This window comes from Streptomyces sp. NPDC048277, assembly GCF_040652235.1.
GTDB lineage: Bacteria > Actinomycetota > Actinomycetes > Streptomycetales > Streptomycetaceae > Streptomyces.
The window spans coordinates 63,302-84,180 of sequence record NZ_JBEZLQ010000030.1; the positions used below are offsets into that span (position 1 = coordinate 63,302).

Genomic DNA, 20,879 nt, shown 5'->3' on the forward strand with positions numbered 1-20,879 from the left:
TGTGATCAGACGAGGGGGATGGTGATCTCGTCCTCGACCGGCGGATCCAGTTCCTGCGGGCGGTTTCCGGTGGCGGCGAAGCAGCGCAGCCGTACCGCCTCCGGGCTGACGTCGAGGCGCAGGAAGCACTTGAAGAACGGCGGGCTGTAGGTGGCCGAGCCCGGTGAGAACAGCTGGGTGTACACCTTCTTCACGGGCAGCCGGAAGCGGGATGTGCGGTCCGGGCGGCTGCCTGCGCCGAGCAGGCTCGCCACCAGCCGGGTGCGGCGGGTGACCCGGGCGTCCGGGCCGGGAGCGCGGCCGGGCTTGATGCCCAAGCGCTCGGCGATCACGGCCGTCGCCTCCGCCTCGGTGAGCGTGAGGAAGCGGGGGAGCCGCAGTCTGCGGCCGTACAGACGGCTGTAGAAGGCGAGGGAGTCGCCGCGCAGCGGGTAGCAGCGGAAGTCGTCCTCGGTGACGTTCGCGATCGAGACCGGGGGGATGGTGTGGGTGGCGTGCATGAAGGCACCGCCGCCGCCCGCGACGACGTACTGGACGGTGCGGCCGTCGACGTCGACGGGGTAGCGCTGGTAGTTGTGGATGTCGCCGCCGATCGCCGCCACATAGTGGTGGGCCGGGTCGCGGACGATGTCGTCGACCGTGCCGCCGCCCTCGATCGGGCACGGGTGGTGCTCGCCGTCCACGTACAGCGGGGAGCCGGTGACCAGGATCTTCGGGCGCGGCCCCCGGGACACCTCGCGCAGCCAGGCGCCCTGTTCGGCGTCGATCGTGCCGAGCAGACCGGTGTCGATACCGACGATCCGGACCGGCCCGGCGTCGATCGCCCAGTACGGGCCCGGCTGTACGGCCGTCTGCTGCTGCGTCGGCCGCAACTTCCTTGCGTCCGACAAGAGTTGCTCGTCGGCCGGGCGCGGCCGGTGCCACAGCAGGGCGCGCCACCAGGCCCGGGTGAGCGGGCGGGGCTTCGGTTCGGGCGGGAGCGGCGGGGTGTCCTCGCAGAAGACGCGCATGAACGCGCCGAGGTCCTCGTACCAGTCGTGGTTGCCGGGTATCGCGTATATCGGCGCCGGATAGTCCTGGTACGGGCGGAAGAACTTGGTGCCGTAGTCGTCGGTGGTGCCCACCGGATAGATCACGTCGCTCGCGATCACCGCGAAGTCGGTGTCCTGACTCGCCTTCAGAAAGCCCGGCACGACGGCGTACTGGGAGTCGTCGCCCTCACCGGTGTCGCCGATCACCATGAACGAGAACCGGTCCGCCTCATGACGCCGGATCACCTTGTCGGCGGGCGCTCCGGCCGCCGCCCGCTGGGCCACCCAGCGGCTGCGGGTACGGCCGGTCGGGTCGCCGAACCAGGACGCCAGCACGCCGTTGCGGGCGGCCCACAGGGTTCTGGGGTCGAACCAGAAGATCTTCTCGACGTGCTCCGGCATCAGTTGCTTGTAGGCGCCGCGTTCGGCCGAGCCCCAGCCGGCGCCTTCTGCGGTATCGCGTGAGGAGTCAGACACCGGGGCACCGTAGCAACGCGCCCTTGCCGAGGCCTTGTCGGCCCGCCGTTCGCGGCTCCCTCGACGTCGTAGGACACGCCGAGCCACGGTTCGCCCGAGCCACGAGTTCCGGTGATCAAGCCCTGGCAGGCCGGACGGCAACCCTCGACGCGGCGGGGTGCCCCAGGTGACGGCTCGGCGGATGTCCCAGTCGTCCCCCGGTTCGAGCGAAGCCGAGAACTGGGGGAGGTCGGTGTGGTCGAGGTAGCCGCTGCGCCGAACGCACTTGCAGAGACGGGCCGCTGCCCGCCGAGGACCCGCTCGTCGAGGAGAACGACGGCTCCTTCGGCGCCCGCCGGATCGCCGATCCGCGCAAGGTCGCCGCCGAATGGCGGCAGCAGGCGGACGTTAATGGCTGGTCGCGCCGGGACACTGTCATCGCCCCCGGACCGCAGCGCGGGCACGTCGGCACTCCGTCCGGTCTCGCCGACAAGTTCGCCCACTACGTGCGCCACGGCACCGTCGACGGTTTCAACGTCACGCCGTACCTCATCCCCGACCGCCTGGACGACATCGTCGAGCTGCTGATCCCGGAGCTGCAGGAGCGCGGCGTCTACCGTACGGCGTACACCGGTACGACCCTGCGCGAGCATCTGGACCTGCGGGCACCCCTCACCCACCGCGCCGCACCGGAGGAGGAGCGGGCGGAGGGCTGAGCGGTCACCACTCGTAGGGGTTCGAGGGGGTGCCGTACCGATCCTGTGGGCCGGGTGCGGGGCGGGCGGGGGCGCCGTGCCGACCGGTGCCGCCGGGTGTGTCGTACGGGCCGGTGCCGCCCGGGGCGCCGGAAAGGTCCGTGGCGGCCGATGCGGCCCGGGTCGGCGAGCCGGGCCGGCCCCCGCCGCCGGGCGCAGGGCGGGCCGGACGGCTGTAGCGGTTGCGGGGGGTGCGTCCGCCGCGTGGGCCCGGCGGCCGTGAACGCGCCGCCCGGGCCGGTGTCGCGGGCCCGCCCTTCTCGCCCGTCCCGCGGTCCCAGTCGTCCTCGCCCAGGACCAGCAGGGGGTCGAACATCACCACCACCCCGGCCAGCAGCAGGAAGACGGCCGGGCCCAGCAGCATGGGCAACAGCAGCGACGTCGGTGACCCGCTCGACCAGGCGGTGACGGACGCCGGGTGCAGATCGACGCTCACGGCCGCCATGGCGGTGTAGTGCATGCCGGACACCGCCAGGCCCATCACCAGGCTGGCGCCCAGGCTCGCCGTGAAGCCCCGGATCGACACGGCCGCCCACAGCGCGGCCGTCGCCGCCGCGATCGCGATCACCACCGACAGGGCGACCGTGAACCGGTCGTAGTGAATCGTTCCGTCAAGGCGGAGCGCGGCCATGCCCAGATAGTGCATGGCCGCCACACCGAGCCCCGTGACCACACCCGCCGCCCAGAGGGTGCCGGCGGTCGCGCCCCGGTAGCCGACCGCGAAGACACCGATGCCGACCACCAGGATCGCCACCGCCAGACTGAGCAGGGTCAGGCTCACGTCGTAGCGGATCGTGGTCCCCTGGACATGGAAACCGATCATCGCGATGAAGTGCATCGTCCAGATGCCGCAGCCGATCGAGGCCGCCCCCAGGGCCAGCCAACCGGGCTTCCAGGACTGCCCGTTGTGGTACAGCGACCGGACGATGCAGCGCAGCCCCAGCGCCGCGCCCAGACAGGCCATCAGATAGGCCGCCACCGGAGTGACCGCGCCGTAGTGGAACCCGCTTATCGTGCCGTGCATATGTAACTCCCCCCAGAGTCACGGCTGTTGTGGGGAAGGTACTACGGGCCGGGGGTGGCGGACGCGGCGTTCACCGGGACTTCAGCTGCCGCTACGGCATCACGGGGCGACGATCTTGATCGCGCTCATCCAGCCGTGCCCCTCGGGCCGTGTCTGCAGAGCCATGTGCAGCAACTGGATGCCCTCCAGCTCACGGGCGTGGCGGAGGCCGCCGACGACCACCGGGTTGAGGCCGCCGGAGGAGGCCAGCTCGGCCACCTGGTCGCGGGCCGCCGCGTCGTCGCCCGCGATGAACACGTCCAGCGGCAGTCCGCCGACCTCACCGGCGACCAGCGCACCGGCGAACGTGGTGTTGAAGGCCTTCACGATCCGTGTGCCGGGCGCGGCGGCGTCCGCGAGCTGTTGGGCGGCGGAGCTGTCCGCGGGCACCGTGAGCGAGTCGAAGGTCGAGAAGTCCACCGGGTTGGAGATGTCGACGACCGTCTTCCCGGCGAGCTGGTCCCCGTACTCGGTCACGACCTGCTTGGCCACGTCGAACGGCACGGCGAGCACCACCACGTCCGCCGCCCCCACGGCGTCCGGCACGGCGGGCGCCACATCGGCCCCGGCCACCCGCTCGCCCAGGGCGTCGGCGAGCGCGGCTGCCTTGGCCGGATCCGTACCGATCAGCCGGACGGCGTGCCCGCCCGCCAGGGCCCGGGTGGCGATACCGCCCGCCATGTTGCCTGTGCCGACGATGAAGACCCGCATGGGTGAGCCCTTTCCGTGGGGGTGGGAGCTGCCGACGTCCGGTCCGGGGCGCAGGGGATCACATCCCGGACCCAAACAAGGATAAATGGGGCAGGGTGTCGAAGTCTGGCGGAGGGCAGTCGGGAGATCCCGTGGCGTCCTTTCCGGGGCGGTCGGTGTCCGGCGCGTCCGCCGCCACCCCCGTCACCCGCACCTCGATGCCGTCGCCCGCCGTCCGGCCCGGTTCGGCGGGACCCCCGACCTCGAACCGGCCGCCTCTTTCGGCCGAACGGCGTCCGGGATAGCGTGGCGATCATGGCGGACTGGAACATGCGGCCGGCCTCGTCCGCGGACGTCGAGGCGGTGGCCGAACTGCGGGCCGTCGTTCTGCGGGGTGATCTGGAACGGCTCGGGCGGTACGACCCGCAGCGGGTCCGGCAGCGGCTGCGGGACGGGTTCGACGCGGCCCACACCCGGGTGATCGAGGTGGGCGGTGCCTTCGCCGGCTGTGTGGCGCTGCGGCCCGCCGGGGACGCCCACTGGCTGGAACACTTCTATCTGGCCCCGGACGTCCAGGGCGCCGGCGTCGGCTCGGGCGTGCTGCGCGCGCTGCTGGAGCGGTGCGACCGCGACGGGATCCCCGTGCGGCTGAACGTCCTGCGGGGCAGCGCGGCCCAACGGCTCTACGAACGGCACGGGTTCACGGTCGAGGCCGAGGATCCGGTGGACGTGTTCATGGTGCGCCCGCCGTCCTCGTGAGGACCGTTCCGCCCCAACCACCCCACGCTGCATAGGGAAAACCCTCGATTGACCTCGACCTGGCTGACATGCGCGGGTCAAAACTGGAATCCTCGCTCAGCACACGCTTTCCCCATGGTGTGTCCATGGATCAGGAAAGAAGGATGACGGACCACGCATCCCGGTTCCCCGATCCCGGTTCCCGCACAGCTCAGCTCGTCCCGGACAGCACACCCGTCTGCCCGGTCTGTCACCGGCCGCGACCCGGCGGCCGCAGCAGGAGGAGTACGAGTGAGACGTCTTCCCCACAGACGCGCCACGGTAGGAGCCGCCCTGGTCTCCACCGCGGCCTTCCTCGCCGTCGGCATCCAGTCGGTCCCGGCGAACGCCAAGCCAGCCTCCCCCCACCCCAGCCCCGTGCGCACCGGTGGCCTGGAGGCGAAACTCTCCCCCGCCCAGCACACCGCGCTGATGAAGAGCGCCCGGCAGAAGACCACGGCGACCGCCCGCACCCTCGGCCTCGGCGCCCAGGAGAAACTGGTCGTCAAGGACGTCGTCAAGGACAACGACGGCACCCTGCACACCCGTTACGAGCGCACTTACGCCGGCCTCCCCGTGCTCGGCGGCGACCTGGTCGTGCACACCCCGCCCGCCTCCCTCGCGGCCGGCACCGTGAGCTCCACCTTCAACAACAAGCACACCATCAAGGTCGCCTCCGTCAGCCCGACCGTCACCAAGTCGGCCGCCGCGACCAAGGCACTGAAGACCGCCAGGGCCCTCGACGCCACGAAGGCCACCACGGACAGCGCCCGCAAGGTGATCTGGGCCGGCACCGGCACCCCGAAGCTCGCCTGGGAGACCGTGATCGGCGGCTTCCAGGACGACGGCACGCCCAGTCAGCTGCACGTCATAACGGACGCCACCACCGGCAAGGAGCTGTACCGCTACCAGGCGGTCAAGTCCGGTACCGGCAACACCCAGTACAGCGGCACGGTGTCCCTGTCGACCACGCTCTCCGGTTCGACGTACCAGCTGTACGACACCACGCGCGGCGGCCACAAGACGTACAACCTCAACAACGCCACGTCGGGCACCGGCACCCTCATGACCGACTCCGACGACGTCTGGGGCACCGGATCCGGCTCCAACACCCAGACCGCCGGCGCCGACGCGGCCTACGGAGCCCAGGAGACCTGGGACTTCTACAAGAACACCTTCGGCCGCAGCGGCATCAAGAACGACGGCGTCGCCGCCTACTCCCGGGTCCACTACAGCAGCAGCTACGTCAACGCCTTCTGGGACGACAGCTGCTTCTGCATGACCTACGGCGACGGCTCGGGCGGCACGCACGCGCTGACCTCGCTGGACGTGGCCGGCCACGAGATGAGCCACGGTGTCACGTCCAACACCGCCGGACTCAACTACACCGGTGAATCCGGCGGGTTGAACGAGGCGACCTCCGATATCTTCGGCACCGGCGTGGAGTTCTACGCCAACAACTCCACCGACGTCGGCGACTACCTCATCGGCGAGAAGATCGACATCAACGGCGACGGCACGCCGCTGCGGTACATGGACAAGCCGAGCAAGGACGGCTCGTCGGCCGACAGCTGGTACTCCGGGGTCGGCAACCTCGACGTGCACTACTCCTCGGGCCCGGCGAACCACATGTTCTACCTGCTCTCCGAGGGCAGCGGCACCAAGACCATCAACGGCGTCACCTACACCAGCACCACCTCCGACGGTGTCGCGGTCGCCGGCATCGGCCGGGACGCGGCCCTGCAGATCTGGTACAAGGCGCTGACGTCGTACATGACGTCCAGCACCACGTACGCCGGTGCCCGCACCGCCGCCCTGAACGCGGCCGCCGCCCTGTACGGCACCAGTTCCACCCAGTACGCCGGGGTGGGCAACGCGTTCGCCGGCATCAACGTGGGCAGCCACATCACCGTGCCCACCTCGGGCGTCACGGTGACCAACCCGGGCAGCCAGTCCTCGACCGTGGGCACCGCGGTGAGCCTGCAGATCTCGGCGAGCAGCACCAACAGCGGCTCGCTGACCTACGCGGCGACCGGCCTGCCGACCGGCCTGTCGATCAGCAGCTCGACCGGCGCCATCTCCGGTACGCCCACCACGGCGGGCACCTACAGCACGACCGTCACGGTGACCGACTCCACCGGCGCCACCGGCACGGCCTCCTTCACCTGGACCGTCAGCTCGTCCGGCAGCGGCTCCTGCACCTCCTCGCAACTGCTGGGCAACAACGGCTTCGAGTCCGGCAACACCACCTGGACGGCGACCAGCGGAGTGATCACCAACTCCAGCAGCCAGTCGTCGCACGGCGGTTCGTACTACGCCTGGCTCGACGGCTACGGGTCGTCCCACACCGACACGCTGTCCCAGTCGGTGACGATCCCGAGCGGCTGCACCAACACCACGTTCACGTTCTACCTGCACATCGACACCGCCGAGACCACCACCAGCACCCAGTACGACAAGCTGACGGTGACCGCCGGTTCGACCACCCTGGCCACGTACTCGAACCTCAACGCGGCCTCCGGGTACGTCCAGAAGTCCTTCAGCCTCGGGTCGTACGCGGGCTCGACCGTCACCCTGAAGTTCAGCGGTGTCGAGGACTCCTCGCTCCAGACCAGCTTCGTCGTCGACGACACCGCCGTGACGACCGGCTGACATACGGCAGTTGAGCGGCCCGCGACCGGAATCCGGTCGCGGGCCGCTCGGCCGCGTCAGCTCAGCGGGTCCAGCGTGAGGTACGCCTGCTGCGGATTGCCGTCGTTGACCAGCGACTCCTGGTTGCCGACGTCGTCGAAGGCGAAGGCGTACGCCTTGCCGTCGGCCATCTGCGCGTGGATGGTGCGCGCGTACTGGTTGGTGACCGCGTCCTGGTAGAAGTCGGCCGGGTCGGTGTCCGGCTGGGCCGAACCGGTCAACAGAGTGGACCGGTTGAAGCCCGCGCAGAGTGTGCGGGAGATCGGGCCGCGTACCTGGTCGTTGGGCGCGTCGAGCAGGTTGTGGCAGCCGAAGACGCTGTTCGCGTCCGGCTTCTGGAAGCTCGTCACCACCGCCCCGGACGCGTTGGTGAAGTTCATGACGTTGCCGGAGACCCGGCCGTAGTACTTGGTGCCCGGCTGGTCGGCGAACGGGGTGACGGTCAGGGTCGACGTCGAGTACTTCGACCAGACCCGGTTGACGTAGTCGTCCATCACGGTCGACGGGAGCGCCCCGGTCTCCACGCCGTACAGCGGGGACAGCGCGCGCAGCACGGTGCCGTCGGACCGGGTCTGGACGAGGTTCGCCCAGCCGCCGGACTGACCGCGCAGGGCGGTGAAGAAGCCGTTGTAGCCACCGGACTTGAGATGCCCGGTGCTCGCCGTGCTGCCGTCGGAGCGCTGCACCCCGACCGCGTACGGCGCCGAGAACATGTCCACCTGGGTGCTGTTGATCCACAGGCCCGAGTCGTTCATCGTGTACTCGGACCAGTTGAAGAGGATGTCGCGGTTGGGGTCGCTCGGGTTCTGCACGGCGGGCTGCACCAGACCGCCGGTGGTCAGCCTGAAGTCGAGCTTCCGGCCGTAGGAGAAGTAGATCCGGCCGGAGAACTTCGGGATCCGGATCGTCACCGACCGGCCCGCCGCCGGGCCCGCGATCGAGGCGTCCGGCGCCGGGGTCGGCGGGGTGCCACCGGCCGGCCAGGCGTGGAAGGTGCCGTTCGCGTCGGCGTAGCCCTGCTGTCCCGTGGAGAGCTGGGTGCCGAGGTCGTAGACGTAGACCTGGTCGCCGCGGCCGGAGTTGTTGGTGATCGTCAACGGGATCGTGTCCGGTACGGCCGCGCCGGCCGGTGCCGGGGCGCCCAGTGTGAACGCCCCGCCGATCAGCACCGCCGCGGCCGCCAGGGGCAGCGTCCGGCGTGCGAGTCCTGTGCGCACTCTCCACCTCCGTGTGGGGTCGGGGTAGGTACGGACATTGGTCCGGACCAGTCTGAGAGCGCTCTCAGCGTGGCGTTGGGGCGAGTGCATGTCAATGGCTGGAACGAAGCGGAAGGAAATAGGGGCCCGTCGGTCGACGGGCCCCTGGGGGAATCAGTGACGCGGGCGGATCAGAAGGCGCGCTTCAGCAGGTCGAGCAGTGCCGCCCAGTGGCGCTCGGCGGCCTCGGCGGAGTACGCCGGGGTGTCGGCCTGCGTGTAGCCGTGCGCGGCGCCCGGGTAGATCTCGCAGGTGTTGCGGATCCCGGCGGCGTCGAGCGCCTCCTCGAAGGTGCGGATCTGCTCCGCGGTCATCGACTGGTCCTGGTCGGCGAAGCCGAAGTACAGCTCCGCGGTGATCGGCCCGACCGTCAGGTGCGGGCTGTCCGGGGTGTCGGTGACCAGCCTGCCGCCGTGGAAGCCGGCTGCCGCGGCGACCCGCTCCGGGAAGACGGCGGCGGTGCCCACGGCCAGCCGGGCGCCCATGCAGTAACCGGTGATGCCGACCGGTCCGTCGGCCACCAGCGGGCTGTCGGCCAGCCAGTCCAGGTAGGCGCGGGCGTCCCGCTCGACGCGCTCGGGCGTCAGCGACTGCATGACCGGCATGATCCGCTGCCAGATGGTCGGGTCCGCGGCCGGGTCGATGAACTCCGGCAGCTCCACGACCGGCGTACGGCCGCTGCGGTAGAAGACGTTGGGGATCAGGACCGTGTAGCCCGCACCGGCGAGCCGGTCCGCCATCGACTTCAGGTGCGGGCGGATTCCGTACGCGTCCTGGTAGAAGAGCACCCCGGGGTGGGGGAGCCCGTCGGCGGGGTGGGCCAGGTAGGCGTCGGCGACGCCGTCCTCGGTGGTGATGTCCACGTCGGTTCCCTGTACGGCGGTCATGGCGCAAGTGCCTCTCTGTGGAGTCGGCGTCGGGGTGCGGGACACCCGGCGCGGCATGTCCCGATCATCCTGGCACGCGAAGGCGGGTGAGCCGTGGTCAGGGGAGCCGGAAGTGGTCACTCGAAGCGTGTGGTGTCTCCGGCTCCCCGGCGGACGATCTCCGCCTCCCCGCCGGAGAAGTCGATGACCGTCGTCGGCTCGGTGCCGCACTCCCCGGAGTCGACCACGGCGTCCACCTGGTGGTCGAGGCGGTCCTTGATCTCCCAGCCCTGGGTCAGCGGCTCCTCCTCGTCCGGCAGCAGCAGGGTGCTGGACAGCAGCGGCTCGCCCAGCTCCGCGAGCAGTGCCTGGGTGACCACATGGTCGGGGATGCGGACGCCGACGGTCTTCTTCTTCGGGTGCAGCAGCTTGCGCGGCACCTCGCGGGTCGCCGGGAGGATGAAGGTGTAGCTGCCGGGGGTGGACGCCTTCACGGCCCGGAACACGTCGTTGTCGACCCGCACGAACTGGCCGAGCTGGGCGAAGTCGCGGCACATCAGCGTGAAGTGGTGCCGGTCGTCCAGGTGCCGGATGCTGCGGATCCGGTCGATGCCGTCCCGGCTGCCGAGCTGGCAGCCCAGCGCGTAGCAGGAGTCGGTCGGGTATGCGATGAGCGACCCCGACCGCACCGAGTCGGCGATCTGGGAGATGCTGCGCGGCTGCGGGTTGTCCGGGTGCACGTCGAAGTACTTCGCCATCCGCCGAGCTTATGCCGTACCCACGTGAGCGCCACGCACGCCCTGCGGGTTCTCGGTTCCGCTGTCACCCGTCGACGCATCGCGATGCGTGCGACGAGTCACCGGGCGCGGGACTGCTTCTGCTTGACGTCGGTGCAGTAGACGTCCTTGGGCGGCAGGTGACCGGTGGTCAGGAAGCCGACGGTGGCCTTGTCGGCGCAGGCGGAACCCTCGTCGTAGGCGTAGTGCCCGCCGTTGTCGACGCCGACCAGGACGGACCTGTCGCCGAGGGCCCGGTGGAGTCCGACGGCACCTTCCCACGGTGTGGCGTTGTCCCGGCGGTTCTGCAGGATCAGGGTGTTGCGCGGACCCGTGCCGGTCACGGCGACGGGCGCCTCCACCGGCTTCTTCCAGAAGGCGCACGCCCAGATGTCGGCCGGCATTCCCGCGGTGAGCGGCCATGCCTTCCGGTCGGCGGCGGTGCGGGCGGCGTAGCCGTCGACGTTGTGGGGCCATGGGGCGTCGCCGCAGACGAGAGCCAGGAACATGGTGGCCTGGTTGTCCGTGGGGACGCCAGGGGACGACGGGGTGTCGGCGAACACCTGCTTGAGGACCGTGTTGTCGGCGTCCGTGGTGCGGCTGTCGGCCAGGTCGGCAGCGGCTTTCCAGAACTGGGTGAGCACCGGAAGGGTCTCGTTGTGCAGAAGCAGGGCGTAGGTGACGTTCCGCAGCGTCGGCCCGTCCAACGCCGTCGACGTGCCGGGAACCGGGGCGGGCTTGCGGTCGAGCCGGTCGGCGAGGGCCAGGTAGGTCCGGGTCACCTGCTCGACGGTGTGGCCCAGACCGAGGGCGGCGTGCTGCGCCGCGGCGACGCGGGCCGCGTCGGGAAACCGGTCGGCCATGCCCTTGCCCCAGGTGTCCGCCACCTCGTCGGCCCAGACCTTGGTGGGGTTCACGTTGCCTTCCAGGATCATCCGATCGGTCCGGTCCGGGAACAGGGACCTGTAGACGGCGCCGAGGTAGGTGCCGTACGACTGACCCCAGTAGGAGATCTTCTTCTCGCCGAGTGCCCGGCGGATGCGGTCCATGTCCCGGGCGGTGTCGGCGGTCGTGTAGTACTGCAGGTTCTCGCCCGCCGCGCGGGCGCACTGCTCGGCGTCGGCCTTGGCGCGGGCCACGTTCTTGGTGATCGATCCGTCCGCCGCCGGATAGGGGAACAGCCCGGTCACGGTGGGGTCCTTGAGACGGCAGCTCTGCGGGGTGCTGTGCTCGACGCCACGCGGGTCGAAGCCGATCAGGTCGTAGCGGTCCAGCACGGATTTCGGCAGTGTCGGCGCCATGGTCGCGGGCATGTCGAGGCCGCCCAGGGCCGGTCCGCCCGGGTTCAGCAGCAGGACGCCGTGCCGCTTGCCGGGTTCGGCGGTGGACAGCCGGGAAACCGCCACCTCGATCTTCGCGCCGCCCGGCTTCCGGTAGTTCAGCGGGACCTTCAACGTCCCGCAGGTCAGCCGGGGATTCCGGCTCGTTCCCTCGGACGGCTGGGGGCACTTGCCCCAGGTGATCGCGGCCTGATCCACGGCCTTCCCGGCCACCGTGGTCTCCGCCGCCGTCTGCGCTGCGTCCTGGACATCGGCGGTACATGCGGTCGGTCCGGCTCCGGCCAGCGTCGAGACGACCAGGGCCGCGGCGAACCGGCGGCCTCCGGGGAAACCGGACCGTTCGGAACTGCGCGTCGTTTTCATGGCGTTGCCCTCCGCTGCTCGCCGTGGCCCGGACCGCTCGGTCCGAACGCTGTGTTGACGGTTACCGAGTCAACGCGAGACCGCCGGTGCGGCACATCACCGCACGGTGGACACATCAGGTAGCTCGCTCGGGGGACAACCAGGGCCGTCAGGCCCGGTCTCCGCCCCCCCGGCCAGCCCCGCTCTCGTGGCTGATGACCAGCTCAGTGGCGATTTCGGCGTTCGACAGGCCCTCGCCGCGGAGGGCCTCGTACTCCCCCGAGGGCCGCCGACGGAGTCGTACCCGGCGGTCGGGACCGGGCCGGGTTCATCGGGTAACGTCCGTATGCCGAGGTCAACGCGATGGACGAGGAGCAGGGCGAGATGGCAGGCCGAGCAGGGCAGGGCCCGCGGCACCCGACAGCCGACGAGGACACCTGGGCCGCGGAGCTGCTGGACCATCTGCGCCCCGGTGCCCGCGATCCGCGCCGGGTCGTCGCCTGGCTCGCCCATGCGGTGCAGGCGGCCGTCTGCCTCCAGGACGCCGACGGCGCCCTGCTCGCCGGGGACCGGCTTCCCCTCGACGACGGCCTCGTGGCCGGGGTGGTCGCCGGGCGGATCTCCGCCGCGGCCGTCCAGGACGGCGACCGTCACCTCCGCCTCGTCGCCGTCCGCGCCTCCGACCCGCGCCCGGCGGCCGCCGGACTGCTCGCCGTGTCCCGTGCGACCCCCTTCGACCGGCGCGCCGCCGACATCGTCACCCACACCGCCGGGGTCGTCGAACTCCTCCTGCGTGAACGTGAGTTGACGGCCGCCGGGCGCCGGCTCCGGCGCGCCGCCGCCGATCTCCGCCTCGCCATTCTGCAACTGCTGATGGTGGAGGACACCGTCTCCGCCCGCCGGGTCGCCGCCGGTCTGTGGCCCGGCCTCCTCGACACCGACAGCGCCAGTGTGTACATCGTCGAGGGGCACCCGGCGGAACGCGACGGCCTCGCCGAGGACTGCCTCGACATCACCCGCGGTCAGGCCCTGGTCGTGCGCTGCCCCGCGATGGACGGCCATGTCATCGTCCTCAGCCCCGCGCCCAAGGCGGGCCAGTGGCTGCGCTCGCTCGTCGACGGCCGCCCCGGCACCTTCCTCGGCGGCAGCGTCCGGCAGAGCCTCGCCCGTACCGCCACCGCCTACGGCCAGGCGGTCAGCGCCCTCGCCGTCGCCCGCTTCCGCCCCGACCAGGCCGCCGTGTACGCCGAACGCACCCATCCGGAACGGCTGATGGACCCCCTCGCGCTGCACGCCTGGTCCGCCGCCGTGCTGCGGCCGCTCGACACCCTGCCCCACCACACCCGCGCGGAACTCCTGGCCACCACCCGGCTCGGCCTGGAGTTCACCGCCGTCAGCGCGGCCAAGGTCCTCGGCGTCAGCCGCAACACCGTCCGCGCCCGCATGGACCGCGTCGAGGCGCTGCTGGGCGCCGACTTCTCCGACCTCACCGTGCGCGCCACCGCCCATCTGGCCCTCAACACCCAGGCGGCGCAGACGGAGGACCTCGCCGCCACGGCACCGCAGCCCTGCGCCGTCCCCCTGGGCGAGCTGCTGGCCGGGCCCGGGCTGCGGGCCTGGGCGCACGACCTCCTGGAGCGCCTGACCCGTGACGGCCGGGACCTGCGCGGTACCCTGCGCGCCTGGATCGCCGCCGGCGGCAACGCCGAACGCGCGGCCCAGGACCTGGGGGTGCACGCCCAGACCGTCCGTGAACACGTCCGGGGCGCCGAGCCGGTCCTGGAGCGTCAGCTGCTGGCCGCCGGCACCGACCTGTACGAGGTCGTGCTGGCCCACCTCGTGCTCGGGGAGCTCGCCGCGCCCGCCCTCCGGCAGGCGAATCCGGGCCAACCGGACTCACCTGTGCACGGGTGAGTCCTCCGCACGTCCGAACGGGCATCGGCGCGATACCCAACGGCGGGATCCGGACGTAAGTTCGCGTTTCGCGGGGGCACGACCGGAACGGGGGACCGGTCGCAGCCCCCGCACCCGAGCCGTCTCAGGCCCGCACCCGTCTCGGGTCCCCGTCCGGCTCAGGTCCCCAGCAGGACCGGGATCTCCTGCCAGCCGAAGGCGATGAACGACGGCACCTGCCGCAGTTCGTCCTCGCCGACCGCGAGCCGCAGCCCCGGGAAGCGTTCGAACAGCGCGGGCAGCGCGGCCAGTGCCTCCGCCCGGGCCAGCGGCGCGCCGATGCAGCGGTGCACCCCGATCCCGAACGCGAGATGGTCGTCGGCCCCGCGCGCCGCGTCGAACACGCCCGCGTCCGGCCCGTAGCGCTCCGGATCCACGCCGGCCGCCGCGAACGTGGTGATGATCGCGTCCCCGGCCGGAACGGTGACGTCCCCGACCTTCAGGTCGCTCACCGCGAACCGCAGCGGCAGCGAGGCGATCGACGGATGCACCCGCAGCGTCTCGTCGATCACCGCGTCCCAGCCGATCGTCCCGGAGCGCACCGCCGCCAGCTGCACCGGATGCGTCAGCAGGGCCACCGCCGCGTTGCCGATCAGGTTGACGGTGGTCTCGAAACCGGCGCCGATCACCAACAGCAGCGTGTAGAGCAGCTCTTCGTCGCTGAGCCGGTCGCCGTCCTCGTCGCGGACCCGGATCAGCTCCGTGGTCATGTCGTCCCCGGGGTGCTCCACCTTGTGGGCGATGAGCCCGCCGAGGACCGTGCCGATCCGCTCCTGCACGAACGCGGCGTGCTCCGGGGTCAGGTCGGAGGTGTCCATGATGGCCGCGATCAGCTCACCGGTGTCCGCCCGCATCTCGTCGGGCACACCGAACAGTTCGCAGATCATCCGCATGGGCAGCGGCTGGGCCAGCCCGGCCCGCAGATCCACCGCCGAGCCGTCGGCACCCGCGGCCGCCATGGCGTCGAGCAGTTCCCCGGCGATCGCCGTGACCCGCGGCAGCATCGCCTCGGTACGGCGGTGGGTGAAGCTCGGCGCCACCAGCTTGCGCAGCCGGGTGTGGTCGGGGCCGTAGGCGGAGAGCATGTTCACCACGCCGATCCAGCCCAGCACCCAGCCCCAGGAGGGGTGTTCGCCGATCTCCGGCCACAACCGCCAGTGTTTGCGCGGGTCCTTGCTCACTTGAGGATCGAGGATGAGCTCCTTGAGGACGTCGTAGCCGGTCGGCGCCCAGGCGGGTATGCCGCCGGGCAGTTCGACGGGCACGACGGGGCCGAGGGCGCGTAACCGTGCGCTCTCCGCCGGGATGTCGGAGCCGAACGGGTCGAGAGCGATGCGGTCGGTGACGGTCACGGCGACTCTCCAGGCTGGTCGGGGGAGCGGGGGCTGAACCGGACGGGCAGGGACGTCAGCGAGCGGTGGAACGGGCCGGGCCGCCAGCTGAGCCGTTCACGGGGCAGGACGGGGTCGAGGTCGGGCAGCCACAGGGTGAGCCGTTCGATCGCCTCGGTGGCGATGAGCAGCGCGTGGTGCCGGACCGGACAGGCGTGCGGGCCCGCCCCCCACGACAGGTGCGAGGCGTCCCCGGCCCGCCGGCCGCTGGTGACCTCCCGTTCGGCGAACAGCCCCACGGCACCGAAGGAGACGACCACCGGGATCGCCGGCCGGACCCAGGCCCCGTGGAAGGAGACGGGCCGGCGGGCGTAGTAGATGCCGTAGTTGGACAGCGGGGTCTCGTGGTGCAGCACCTCGACCACCGCGTCCATGACCGGCCGGGCGCCGCTGGTCAGCGTGGAGTAGTAGAGCGGGTTGCCGAGGATCCGGGAGAGCGCGTTGGACAGCAGGTTGGTGGTCGGCTCGTAGCCCGCGCCGAGGGTGAGGAAGACCTGCCAGGTGACCTCCTCCGGGGTCAGCTGGGCGGGATGGTCCAGGAGCATGCTCGGCAGGTCCTCGCCGCGCTCCTCGACCTTGGCGGCGATCAGCCGCAGCACGTAGTCGGCGAATTCCGCCTCGCCCTCGGCGGCCTGCGCGCCGCCCTCCATCATCTTGAACAGGCCCTCGTTGAGCCGGTCGCCCTGACTGTCCGGCAGCCCGAACAGGTTGTTGAACACCAGCGCCATCAGCGGGCGGGTGAAGTCGGTGACGAGATCCGCCTCGCCCCGGGGTGCGAACCGGTCCACGAGCAGCCGTACGGCCCGGTGCACCAGCGAGCGCAGGTCGTGCGGTTCGATCAGGTCGAACACGTCGATGAGGGTGGTGCGGTAGCGCAGGTGGGCGCCGGCGTCGGAGAACAGGGCGTTGGGCCGCCAGCGCATCATGCCGAGCAGCGGGGAGTCCTCGGGGACCGTGGCCTCCCACTCCCGTGGGTCGTGCGAGAAGGTCTCGACGTCCCGCAGCACGTCCAGGGCGGCGCGCCGTTCGGTGACGACGTACGCGGGCGTGCCCGGTGCGAGCTCGGCCCAGCCGACCGGGCCCTGGGCGCGCAGGGCCGCGTAGTAGCCGTGCGGGTTGCGGGCGAAGCCGTCCTCCCACAGGCGCACCGGACCGGAGACGGTGAAGGACTGCTGCGCGGTCATCGGGCCTCCGCCGGCCGGTCGTCGATCAGATGCTGTACGAGGGCGAGCAGCGCGTCGACCGAGGAGTGCGGGTCACGCGCGTCACAGGTCACCATCGGGGTGCCCGGCTCCAGGTCCAGGGCGGCACGCAGCTGTTCGCCCGTGTAGTGGGCCGGCGCGTCGGGGAACGCGTTGAAGGCGACGGCGTACGGCAGTCCCGCCTCCTCCACCAGTCCGAGCACGTCGAACGAGGCGTCGATCCGCCGGCTGTCGACCAGGACCAGGGCGCCGAGCGCCCCGTAGGAGATGTCGTCCCACAGGGTCCGGAACCGCTGCTGTCCCGGAGTGCCGAACATGTACAGCACGATCCCGCCGGACAGGCTGATCCGCCCGAAGTCGATCGCGACGGTCGTCGTCTCCTTCTCCCGCACCCCGTCGAGGTCGTCGACATGGACCGAGGCCTCGGTGAGGTGCTCCTCGGTGTGCAGCGGGCGGATCTCCGACACCGAGTCGATCAGGGTCGTCTTGCCCACCCCGAACGGTCCCGTGACCAGGATCTTCACCAGGTCGCGGGCGGATTCGGGGAGATGGGGGCCACCCGCGCGGGGCAGCTCACTGGTGCTTGAGGGCGCGGAGGCCATCGGCCACTCTCTTCAGCAGGTCGGGGTCGAACCGTTCGGCGGGCGGGATCGGCGCGCGGGCCTGGATCAGGCCCCGGTCGACGAGGTCGGCGGCCAGTACCCGGACGGCGGAGACCGGCAGCCGCAGCAGCGCCGCCGCCTCCACCACCGTGAGCGCACCGCCGGACAGCAGCTCCAGCAGGGCCAGTTCGGCGGCGGGCAGACCGGCGGGCAGCGGAGTCCCGTCGCGGGTGAGCACCGTCAGCCGTTCCAGATGCGGACGGCTGGGCCGGGCCACCCCGCCGGTCGACAGATACGCGGGGACCAGGGGACGGCCGCCACGGCGGCCGGTCATGCCGGCGCGCCGCCGTCGGAGCCTCTGGGCGCGGCCGCCATCGCCTTCTCACCCAGCCGGGCCACCTGCGAGTGCACCCGGTGCGCCAGCAGGTCGAGCCGCACCTCCGGGTCGCCGTAGGCCGCCACACAGGTGCCGTGGTCGGTCGGCACGATCAGCACGTACCCGAGGTCCGACTCGATGACCACCTGCCGTACCTCGGCCCGGTCCCGGTCCGCGAACGCGGCGGCCGCGGCCCGGCAGGCGCCCTGCACGGTACTGGTGATCGCGGCCACCCGCTCGGCGGACGCCTGGGACAGGGCGTCCGTGTAGCCGGTCGCGAGGCCGTCCCGGGTGAGCAGGACGGCGGCCAGTACATGCGGTACCTGCAGGATCGGATCCAGCACCCATGCCGTCTCGCCCGCATCGCGGCTGGTCATCTGGCCGCTCCTCCTTCGTCGTCGGTCAGGTGGGAATCGGGCGTGCTCGCCCGCTTGGGGGTCCGCGCCGCCGCGGTCCCGTACTGCAGGGCCGCCAGCGCGGCGGCCGCCTCCTCGGGACGGCGCGCGGCCGTGTGCGGCTGCGGCGCGGCGGAGGCGTCGGTACGGGTACGGCGGCGCCGCTGCGGCAGAGCGGCCAGGTCACCCTGCTCGGGGTGTCCGGGGGCGGCGGCGCGCTCGTGCTCGGACCCCGGGCCGGACGGGGCGGGCACCGGTGCCGAAGGCTCGGTCGCCGTCGCCGTCGGCGGCTGGGGCAGGGCCGGCTCGCGGGGCGGTGCCTTGCGCGCCGCGCGCTCCCTGGTCGAGCGCGGTGCGCTGGCCGAGGGCGGCCGTTCCTCCGGGTCGATCCGGCCGAGCAGATGGCTGTCCACCCGCAGCACCGCGCGCACCCCGCCGTACGGCGAGGGCGAGGAGACGTCGACGCTCAGGTCGAACTGCCGGGTGAGCTGGCCGATCGCGGCCAGGCCCATGCGCGGCGGGTCGCCGAGGTCGGTGAGCAGGATCGGGTCGCTGCCCGCCACCAGCCGCTGGGCGCGGGCCCGTTCGTCCTGCGTCATGCCGAGGCCCGCGTCGTCGACGGTGACGCACACCCCGTGGTGGACGTGCTCCAGGTTGACGATGACGTCGGTGTCCGGCGCCGAGTGGCGCAGCGCGTTGTCGAGGAGTTCGGCGACGATGATGGCGACCGGTTCGACCGCGTGGGACACCAGCGCGGTGCCCGGCTCCAGATGGTTGTGGACCCGGACCCGGTGGTAGCCCGCGAGCCGGGCCTGGCCCCCGGTCACCGCGTCCACCACGTGGGACTCCTCGCGGGCCAGCCCCACCCAGGCCCCGCACACGACCGCGGCGACCTGCGCCCGCCGCAGCGACTGCTCGTTCTCGTGGTCCAGGGCGAACAGGGTCTGCGCCAACTCGGGGTCGTCGTAGCGCTGTTCGAGTCCCCGCAAGGCGTCCTGCAGCCGGTAGAGGGCGGCCTGGATCTCCCGGGTGGCACCCCGGAGCCCGGCCTGCGCGGCCGCGTCGATCCGCACGCGCTGTGCCGCCAGCTCCTCGCGCAGCGCGGTCAGCACGTACTCCAGCGCGATCCCGGTGGGGGTCCCGGGCGTGTTCTGCCGTACCGGGCCCGGCACCTTGAGGTGCGGATGCGTGAGCTGTGCCGCGGCGGCGGGCATCCGGCGGGCGGCGAGATGCTCGATCTCGGAGACGAACGCGCCTTCGGCGCCCTCCAGTTGGGCGCGCAGCTCCGTCACCTCGGTCTGCAGTGCCGCCTTCTGGCGCCGGGACCGCAGCAGGCTGCCGCCGAGGGCGAGAGCGGAGAGCGTTCCGGCGGCGAGACCACCGGCCACCAGTTCCGGCAATTCGATCATGGAATCGGTTTCCAGGGGGAGTAGGGCAGCGGAGGGCAGGGGGAGCCCGGGGCCCTCCCGTGTGGCGCTCGCAGCACAGTACACACCGTCATTGACCGGCCCCGCACGGTGAATCGTTACATCGCTTCGAATCCGCTCGGTGACTGTTCGCTTCTGTGTCAAGTGTCGGAAATGCCGTGCACACAGGGCGAGTTGCATTCCGGCGTGTCGTCGCCGTCAGTGGGCGGCGGGCTCCGCGGGCAGGTCGAACACGTGGTCCGGGGAGATGATCCGGGTGACCGCCTTGCCGAAGACCGTGCTGGGCTCGATGGTCCCCCTGTAGTCGACATCGGTGTTCAGCAGCACGACCACGGTCGTCCGTGTCGACGGCAGGTAGACGGTGAGCGCCTCGTAGCCCGGCAGCGAGCCGTTGTGCCCGATCCAGCCCTGGACGTCGAAGATGCCGAGGCCGTACCCGGTGCCGGGGATCCCGGTCGGGGGTGTCGTCAGCCGCTGTCTCTGGACGGCGGGACCGACCATGACCGAGCCGTCGGGGAAGATCCCCGTGGCCGCCGTGCGAGCCCAGGTGTGCAGGTCGTCCAGATCGGAGATCATCGCGCCGGCCGCCCAGGCCCAGGAGGGGTTCCAGTCGGCCGAGTCCTCGACCTTGCCGCTCGCCGTCTGGTCCGTGTAGCCCTGCGCGTGCGGGGCGGGGAACTCGTTCCCGACCGGGAACAGGGTGTGGTGCATACCCGCCGGGCCGAGGATGTGCTGCGCGATGTACCGCCCGAGCGGCTGCCCGCTCCTCTTCTCGACGAGCAGGCCGAGCAGGATCAGGTTGGTGTTGGAGTAGGAGAACTTCTCGCCGGGCCGGAACAGCGCCGGATGCCTGAAGGCGTAGTCGAGCAACTGCCGGGGGGTCATGGTGCGTTGCGGATCCGAGGTCAGGGCCCTGTAGAAGCCCTCGTCCTCCGAGTAGTTGAACAACCCGCTGCGCATCCCGGCCAGTTGACGCAGGGTGATCCGATCACCGTCGGGTACGCCCGCGATGTACTTGCCGATCGGATCGTCCAGGCTCAGCCTGCCCTCGTCGACCAGCTGCAGCAGCGCCGTCACGGTGAACATCTTGGTCTCGCTGCCGATCCGCATATACATGTCGGACGACATCGGCTGCCCGGTCTCCTTGTTCGCGACCCCGAACGAGCGAACGTAGTCGGCCTGACCGGGCGTCCAGATGCCGACGGTCACGCCGGGCACGTTCGCCTCGCGCATGACCTGCTGGACGGCCGCGTCGAGCCGGCGGGCCACGGCCGGGGTCATCGCCCGGACGTCCGGGGTGCGGGACGGCGACGGGGCCGGCGAGGATGCGGTGAAGGCGGCCGGCACGGAGGCGGGCGAGGCGTGTGCCGTCCCGCCGGCGAGCGGCAGCGTCAGTGTCCCCAGGACGACGGCGATCGCGGCCCCTCTGCGCGGCCTGGCGGACGTGTGCGACATGGGCTGACTCCGAGCACGTGAGAAGGAACGTGCGG

18 protein-coding genes and 1 riboswitch are annotated in these 20,879 nt (G+C 71.5%); of the genes, 4 read left to right on the forward strand and 14 right to left on the reverse strand.

Annotation, left to right across the window (positions count from 1 at the left end):
- Positions 1–5: 5 nt before the first annotated feature.
- A complete protein-coding gene (locus AB0D85_RS43155) occupies positions 6–1,508 on the reverse strand; it encodes a metallophosphoesterase (RefSeq protein ID WP_362333661.1) in 1,503 nt (500 codons plus the stop codon).
- 97 nt (positions 1,509–1,605) lie between these two features.
- A riboswitch (SAM riboswitch) is annotated at positions 1,606–1,717 on the forward strand.
- Between the two features lie 276 nt (positions 1,718–1,993).
- On the opposite strand from AB0D85_RS43155, the gene AB0D85_RS43160 reads away from it, so the two are divergent.
- On the forward strand, positions 1,994–2,203 hold the full coding sequence (locus AB0D85_RS43160) for a hypothetical protein (RefSeq protein ID WP_362333664.1): 210 nt from the start codon (positions 1,994–1,996) through the stop codon (positions 2,201–2,203).
- A 4-nt stretch (positions 2,204–2,207) separates the two neighbouring features.
- Here AB0D85_RS43160 and AB0D85_RS43165 read toward each other — a convergent pair whose 3' ends face one another.
- Together AB0D85_RS43165 and AB0D85_RS43170 are read right to left on the reverse strand one after the other, a co-directional pair.
- Positions 2,208–3,266: an MHYT domain-containing protein gene (locus tag AB0D85_RS43165; RefSeq protein ID WP_362333667.1), complete on the reverse strand. Its 1,059-nt coding sequence runs from the start codon at positions 3,264–3,266 to the stop codon at positions 2,208–2,210.
- A 99-nt stretch (positions 3,267–3,365) separates the two neighbouring features.
- On the reverse strand, positions 3,366–4,016 hold the full coding sequence (locus AB0D85_RS43170) for an NAD(P)-binding domain-containing protein (protein ID WP_362333670.1): 651 nt from the start codon (positions 4,014–4,016) through the stop codon (positions 3,366–3,368).
- Positions 4,017–4,310: 294 nt separating this feature from the next.
- Between AB0D85_RS43170 and AB0D85_RS43175 the strand changes: the two genes are divergently transcribed.
- Positions 4,311–4,754 carry a GNAT family N-acetyltransferase gene (locus AB0D85_RS43175; RefSeq protein ID WP_362333673.1) on the forward strand — a complete coding sequence of 148 codons (444 nt, stop codon included), beginning with the start codon at positions 4,311–4,313 and terminating at the stop codon, positions 4,752–4,754.
- Between the two features lie 270 nt (positions 4,755–5,024).
- Positions 5,025–7,424: a M4 family metallopeptidase gene (locus tag AB0D85_RS43180; protein ID WP_362333676.1), complete on the forward strand. Its 2,400-nt coding sequence runs from the start codon at positions 5,025–5,027 to the stop codon at positions 7,422–7,424.
- Between the two features lie 56 nt (positions 7,425–7,480).
- On the opposite strand, the gene AB0D85_RS43185 is transcribed toward AB0D85_RS43180, so the two are convergent.
- The 4 genes from AB0D85_RS43185 to AB0D85_RS43200 form a co-directional block, all read right to left on the reverse strand.
- Positions 7,481–8,632: a glycoside hydrolase family 64 protein gene (locus tag AB0D85_RS43185; RefSeq protein ID WP_362333865.1), complete on the reverse strand. Its 1,152-nt coding sequence runs from the start codon at positions 8,630–8,632 to the stop codon at positions 7,481–7,483.
- Between the two features lie 218 nt (positions 8,633–8,850).
- The gene (locus AB0D85_RS43190; RefSeq protein WP_362333679.1) at positions 8,851–9,606 is read right to left on the reverse strand and encodes a dienelactone hydrolase family protein; all 756 of its coding nucleotides are present in this window, start codon (positions 9,604–9,606) and stop codon (positions 8,851–8,853) included.
- 116 nt (positions 9,607–9,722) lie between these two features.
- Complete coding sequence (locus tag AB0D85_RS43195) at positions 9,723–10,343, reverse strand: L-threonylcarbamoyladenylate synthase (RefSeq protein ID WP_362333682.1); 621 nt, start codon at positions 10,341–10,343, stop codon at positions 9,723–9,725.
- 98 nt (positions 10,344–10,441) lie between these two features.
- Positions 10,442–12,064, reverse strand: coding sequence for an alpha/beta hydrolase (locus AB0D85_RS43200; RefSeq protein WP_362333684.1), 1,623 nt, complete (start codon positions 12,062–12,064; stop codon positions 10,442–10,444).
- A 363-nt stretch (positions 12,065–12,427) separates the two neighbouring features.
- Here AB0D85_RS43200 and AB0D85_RS43205 point away from each other — a divergent pair, with 363 nt between their 5' ends.
- Positions 12,428–13,957: a helix-turn-helix domain-containing protein gene (locus tag AB0D85_RS43205; protein ID WP_362333688.1), complete on the forward strand. Its 1,530-nt coding sequence runs from the start codon at positions 12,428–12,430 to the stop codon at positions 13,955–13,957.
- Between the two features lie 158 nt (positions 13,958–14,115).
- On the opposite strand, the gene AB0D85_RS43210 is transcribed toward AB0D85_RS43205, so the two are convergent.
- The 7 genes from AB0D85_RS43210 to AB0D85_RS43240 form a co-directional block, all read right to left on the reverse strand.
- Positions 14,116–15,348 carry a cytochrome P450 gene (locus AB0D85_RS43210; protein WP_362333691.1) on the reverse strand — a complete coding sequence of 411 codons (1,233 nt, stop codon included), beginning with the start codon at positions 15,346–15,348 and terminating at the stop codon, positions 14,116–14,118.
- Positions 15,345–16,571, reverse strand: coding sequence for a cytochrome P450 (locus tag AB0D85_RS43215; RefSeq protein ID WP_362333694.1), 1,227 nt, complete (start codon positions 16,569–16,571; stop codon positions 15,345–15,347). Before AB0D85_RS43215 ends, AB0D85_RS43210 begins: the two co-directional genes overlap by 4 nt.
- Positions 16,568–17,191: an ATP/GTP-binding protein gene (locus AB0D85_RS43220; RefSeq protein WP_362333697.1), complete on the reverse strand. Its 624-nt coding sequence runs from the start codon at positions 17,189–17,191 to the stop codon at positions 16,568–16,570. Before AB0D85_RS43220 ends, AB0D85_RS43215 begins: the two co-directional genes overlap by 4 nt.
- Entirely contained in the window at positions 17,163–17,525 is a 363-nt protein-coding gene (locus AB0D85_RS43225; protein ID WP_362333700.1) for a DUF742 domain-containing protein, read from the reverse strand. The genes AB0D85_RS43220 and AB0D85_RS43225 overlap by 29 nt, the downstream gene beginning before the upstream one ends.
- Complete coding sequence (locus AB0D85_RS43230) at positions 17,522–17,944, reverse strand: roadblock/LC7 domain-containing protein (RefSeq protein WP_362333703.1); 423 nt, start codon at positions 17,942–17,944, stop codon at positions 17,522–17,524. Before AB0D85_RS43230 ends, AB0D85_RS43225 begins: the two co-directional genes overlap by 4 nt.
- Positions 17,941–19,371, reverse strand: coding sequence for an ATP-binding protein (locus AB0D85_RS43235; RefSeq protein ID WP_362333707.1), 1,431 nt, complete (start codon positions 19,369–19,371; stop codon positions 17,941–17,943). Before AB0D85_RS43235 ends, AB0D85_RS43230 begins: the two co-directional genes overlap by 4 nt.
- Before the next feature lie 216 nt (positions 19,372–19,587).
- Positions 19,588–20,844, reverse strand: coding sequence for a serine hydrolase domain-containing protein (locus tag AB0D85_RS43240; protein WP_362333710.1), 1,257 nt, complete (start codon positions 20,842–20,844; stop codon positions 19,588–19,590).
- Positions 20,845–20,879 lie beyond the last annotated feature (35 nt).

What these genes read in the sequence shown, in the direction of transcription:
- AB0D85_RS43200 (WP_362333684.1), bottom strand. Translation starts at nt 12,064, where the DNA reads ATGAAAACGACGCGCAGTTCCGAACGGTCCGGTTTCCCCGGAGGCCGC.
- AB0D85_RS43215 (WP_362333694.1), bottom strand. Translation starts at nt 16,571, where the DNA reads ATGACCGCGCAGCAGTCCTTCACCGTCTCCGGTCCGGTGCGCCTGTGG.
- AB0D85_RS43225 (WP_362333700.1), bottom strand. Translation starts at nt 17,525, where the DNA reads ATGACCGGCCGCCGTGGCGGCCGTCCCCTGGTCCCCGCGTATCTGTCG.
- AB0D85_RS43220 (WP_362333697.1), bottom strand. Translation starts at nt 17,191, where the DNA reads ATGGCCTCCGCGCCCTCAAGCACCAGTGAGCTGCCCCGCGCGGGTGGC.
- AB0D85_RS43195 (WP_362333682.1), bottom strand. Translation starts at nt 10,343, where the DNA reads ATGGCGAAGTACTTCGACGTGCACCCGGACAACCCGCAGCCGCGCAGC.
- AB0D85_RS43230 (WP_362333703.1), bottom strand. Translation starts at nt 17,944, where the DNA reads ATGACCAGCCGCGATGCGGGCGAGACGGCATGGGTGCTGGATCCGATC.
- AB0D85_RS43205 (WP_362333688.1), top strand. Translation starts at nt 12,428, where the DNA reads ATGGCAGGCCGAGCAGGGCAGGGCCCGCGGCACCCGACAGCCGACGAG.
- AB0D85_RS43165 (WP_362333667.1), bottom strand. Translation starts at nt 3,266, where the DNA reads ATGCACGGCACGATAAGCGGGTTCCACTACGGCGCGGTCACTCCGGTG.
- AB0D85_RS43240 (WP_362333710.1), bottom strand. Translation starts at nt 20,844, where the DNA reads ATGTCGCACACGTCCGCCAGGCCGCGCAGAGGGGCCGCGATCGCCGTC.
- AB0D85_RS43170 (WP_362333670.1), bottom strand. Translation starts at nt 4,016, where the DNA reads ATGCGGGTCTTCATCGTCGGCACAGGCAACATGGCGGGCGGTATCGCC.
- AB0D85_RS43175 (WP_362333673.1), top strand. Translation starts at nt 4,311, where the DNA reads ATGGCGGACTGGAACATGCGGCCGGCCTCGTCCGCGGACGTCGAGGCG.
- AB0D85_RS43190 (WP_362333679.1), bottom strand. Translation starts at nt 9,606, where the DNA reads ATGACCGCCGTACAGGGAACCGACGTGGACATCACCACCGAGGACGGC.
- AB0D85_RS43235 (WP_362333707.1), bottom strand. Translation starts at nt 19,371, where the DNA reads ATGATCGAATTGCCGGAACTGGTGGCCGGTGGTCTCGCCGCCGGAACG.